This is a genomic window from Marinomonas profundimaris (assembly GCF_000508165.1).
Classification (GTDB): Bacteria; Pseudomonadota; Gammaproteobacteria; order Pseudomonadales; family Marinomonadaceae; genus Marinomonas; species Marinomonas profundimaris.
Genome location: NZ_AYOZ01000031.1, coordinates 1 through 3,478, shown reverse-complemented (window position 1 = coordinate 3,478; position 3,478 = coordinate 1). Strand labels below are relative to the sequence as shown.

Annotated in this window: 2 tRNA genes and 1 rRNA gene; all 3 read right to left on the bottom strand. The window is 49.5% G+C overall.

Annotation, left to right across the window (positions count from 1 at the left end):
* Window positions 1-2,810: ribosomal RNA gene (locus D104_RS30795) — 23S ribosomal RNA — on the bottom strand; the annotation flags it as partial.
* A 308-nt stretch (window positions 2,811-3,118) separates the two neighbouring features.
* Window positions 3,119-3,194, bottom strand: a tRNA-Ala gene (locus tag D104_RS30790).
* Window positions 3,195-3,331: 137 nt separating this feature from the next.
* Window positions 3,332-3,408, bottom strand: a tRNA-Ile gene (locus D104_RS30785).
* Window positions 3,409-3,478: the final 70 nt, after the last annotated feature.

Here is a 3,478-nt window from a genome sequence, read left to right as displayed (position 1 = left end):
ACGGCTCTTTAGGGGACTTATGTCCCAGTGAGATCTTATCTTGAGGGAGGCTTCCCGCTTAGATGCTTTCAGCGGTTATCCCGTCCGAACGTAGCTACCCGGCAATGCCACTGGCGTGACAACCGGAACACCAGAGGTTCGTCCACTCCGGTCCTCTCGTACTAGGAGCAGCTCCTCTCAAATCTCAAACGTCCACGGCAGATAGGGACCGAACTGTCTCACGACGTTCTAAAACCAGCTCGCGTACCACTTTAAATGGCGAAAAGCCATACCCTTGGGACCGGCTTTCGCCCCCGGATGTGATGAGCCGACATCGAGGTGCCAAACACCGCCGTCGATGTGAACTCTTGGGCGGTATCAGCCTGTTATCCCCGGAGTACCTTTTATCCGTTGAGCGATGGCCCTTCCATACAGAACCACCGGATCACTAAGACCTACTTTCGTACCTGCTCGACGTGTCTGTCTCGCAGTTAAGCGTGCTTTTGCCTTTACACTCTATGCATGATTTCCGACCATGCTGAGCACACCTTCGTGCTCCTCCGTTACTCTTTGGGAGGAGACCGCCCCAGTCAAACTACCCACCACACAGTGTCCTCGATCCAGATAATGGACCTGAGTTAGAACCTCAAACATACCAGGGTGGTATTTCAAGATTGGCTCCAATGGAAATAGCGTCCCATCTTCAAAGCCTCCCACCTATCCTACACAAATAGGTTCAAAGTTCACTGTGAAGCTATAGTAAAGGTTCACGGGGTCTTTCCGTCTAGCCGCGGATACACAGCATCTTCACTGCGATTTCAATTTCACTGAGTCTCGGGTGGAGACAGTGTGGCCATCGTTACGCCATTCGTGCAGGTCGGAACTTACCCGACAAGGAATTTCGCTACCTTAGTACCGTTATAGTTACGGCCGCCGTTTACTTGGGCTTCGATCAAGAGCTTCGCTTACGCTAACCCCATCAATTAACCTTCAAGCACCGGGCAGGCGTCACACCCTATACGTCCACTTTCGTGTTTGCAGAGTGCTGTGTTTTTAATAAACAGTCGCAGCCACCTGGTATCTTCGACCGACTAGTGCTTACGGAGCAAGTCCTTCACACCGGCCGGCGTACCTTCTCCCGAAGTTACGGTACCATTTTGCCTAGTTCCTTCACCCGAGTTCTCTCAAGCGCCTTGGTATTCTCTACCTGACCACCTGTGTCGGTTTGGGGTACGGTTCCTGCATATCTGAAGCTTAGAAGTTTTTCCTGGAAGCATGGCATCAACCACTTCACCCAAAAGAGGGCTCGTCGTCAGTTCTCGGTCTTCCCTATAAAGGGAGGTGCCCGGATTTGCCTAAGCACCTAACCTACCGCCTTAAACACAGACAACCATCGCTGTGCTGGCCTAGCCTTCTCCGTCTCTCCATCGCAATATGCACGAGTACAGGAATATTAACCTGTTTCCCATCGACTACGCATTTCTGCCTCGCCTTAGGGGCCGACTCACCCTGCCCTGATTAACATGGGACAGGAAACCTTGGTCTTCCGGCGGGGGAGTTTTTCACTCCCCTTATCGTTACTCATGTCAACATTCGCACTTCTGATACCTCCAGCCTGCCTTACAGCTTGACCTTCAACGGCTTACAGAACGCTCCTCTACCATGCCTAATAAATTAAGCATCCGTAGCTTCGGTGTACAGTTTGAGCCCCGTTATATCTTCCGCGCAGGCCGACTCGACTAGTGAGCTATTACGCTTTCTTTAAAGGATGGCTGCTTCTAAGCCAACCTCCTAGCTGTCTAAGCCTTCCCACATCGTTTCCCACTTAACTGTAACTTTGGGACCTTAGCTGACGGTCTGGGTTGTTTCCCTTTCCACGACGGACGTTAGCACCCGCCGTGTGTCTCCCGTAATTGCACTCATTGGTATTCGGAGTTTGCATGGGGTTGGTAAGTCGGGATGACCCCCTAGCCCAAACAGTGCTCTACCCCCAATGGTGAGATACGAGGCGCTACCTAAATAGCTTTCGAGGAGAACCAGCTATCTCCGAGCTTGATTAGCCTTTCCCTCCTATCCACAAGTCATCCCCGGACTTTTCAACGTACGTGGGTTCGGTCCTCCAGTTAGTGTTACCCAACCTTCAACCTGCTCATGGATAGATCGCCCGGTGTCGGGTCTATTCCCAGCAACTAATCGCCCTATTAAGACTCGGTTTCCCTACGGCTCCACTAAACGCTTAACCTTGCTACTGAAAATAAGTCGTTGACCCATTATACAAAAGGTACGCAGTCACGGAACAAGTCCGCTCCCACTGCTTGTACGTACACGGTTTCAGGATCTATTTCACTCCCCTCACAGGGGTTCTTTTCGCCTTTCCCCCACGGTACTGGTTCACTATCGGTCAGTCAGGAGTATTTAGCCTTGGAGGATGGTCCCCCCATATTCAGACAGGATATCACGTGTCCCGTCCTACTCGTTTTCATGATAAAGGTGTTTTCGTATACGGGGCTATCACCCTCTACGGCGGCCCGTTCCAGAGCCTTCGACTAACACCTAAACCACTTAAGGGCTAATCCCCTTTCGCTCGCCGCTACTTAGGGAATCTCGGTTGATTTCTTTTCCTCCGGGTACTTCGATGTTTCAGTTCCCCGGGTTAGCCTCGTATGGCTATGTATTCACCATACGATACCCGCAAGCGGGTGGGCTTCCCCATTCGGACATGTTCGGATCAAAGCTTGTTTATCAGCTCCCCGAACCTTTTCGCAGATTACCACGTCCTTCATCGCCTCTGACTGCCAAGGCATCCACCGTGCCCGCTTGGTCACTTGACCATATATCCCAAAGTAGTTTCCACTCCGAAGAGTTTCACATTCAGATCTCATACCGAAGAGCTTTTGTACCTCTCTGGATTTACGATTTAGAAAGTCATCTAGGTTAAGATGCTTTCCACCGGTTTGACGCTTGATTATCGTCTATTTCAAATTCGAATTGTTAAAGAGCAAGTTTAGTGCAAAGCACTAAGTCAGAGACTAAAAATCAGAAACACACTCAGAAATAACTTTCTTAAGTTGGCTTCTTTATTGTTAGCGTCTTGCTTAGGACTCTAGCTAAATCTTTCACACAGAAAATAAGTAATTAATGGTGGCGCTATGCGGGATCGAACCGCAGACCTACTGCGTGCAGAGCAGGCGCTCTCCCAGCTGATCTATAGCCCCATATCTTTTACTTATCAGTATTTGGTTAATCGAATAAAATTTCTTCAATCAAATATCAGGATAATCAAGAACAAGGCTTTTACGCTTGACGTTTAGCTTGCTAAACGAGAACGTAAATAACGCTGTTATTGATATACTGGTGGGTCTGGGCCGATTTGAACGGCCGACCTCACCCTTATCAGGGGTGCGCTCTAACCAACTGAGCTACAGACCCAAATACTTTCTGTGCTTCTCATAAAGTAGATATTGTACGCAACCAATGAATCAATCCATCAGCTTGTACC